The sequence below is a fragment of the Rhodoferax sp. GW821-FHT10B06 genome, assembly GCF_059415605.1.
In genome coordinates this window covers 1-596 of the sequence record NZ_JBWKNO010000049.1, presented here as the reverse complement: position 1 = coordinate 596, position 596 = coordinate 1, and the positions used below count along the sequence as shown (strand labels likewise).

Below are 596 nucleotides of genomic sequence, written 5' to 3'. Positions count from 1 at the left end.
GTGGGCAAAGTCGACAAACGCCAGGAACAGATCGAACACAGCATCCAGCGCTACCTTGATGCCTTGGAGACGGCCGACCGCACCCAGCCCGCCGAAGTCGAGGCCAAGACGGAACGGTTACAGGAGAAGATCAGGAAGTTGCGTACCCAGATGCAGCAACTCGATGAAGTGAAGCAGCAGCTGAAAGACATCCCCGACGGCCAAATCTCCCTCACCGACCCCGACGCCCGCTCCATGGCCACCCACGCTCAAGGCTCAGGTCTGGTGGGCTACAACATACAGACGGCAGTGGATGCAAAGCACCACCTGATCGTGGCCCATGAAGTCACCAATATCGGCAACGACCGGGCGCAACTGCACACGATGGCCCAGGCCGCGAAAGAGGCGATGGGTAAGAAAAAACTCAAAGCGTTGGCTGACAGAGGCTACTTCAATGGGCTGCAAATCAAAGCATGCGAGGACCACAATATCGCGGCCTTCGTGCCCAAACCCATGACCTCAAACGCCAAGGCTGAAGGACGTTTTGATAAAACAGACTTCGTCTACATCGCCAAGCAGGACGCGTACCGTTGCCCAGCGGGTGAACAGGCGATCTA

At 57.2% G+C, this 596-nt stretch carries 1 protein-coding gene; it reads left to right on the top strand.

Annotated elements, in window-relative coordinates; all coding sequences use genetic code 11:
* Positions 1 to 596: transposase (locus tag AC07O2_RS25990; RefSeq protein WP_495235000.1), on the top strand; the 596-nt coding region annotated here is incomplete at both ends.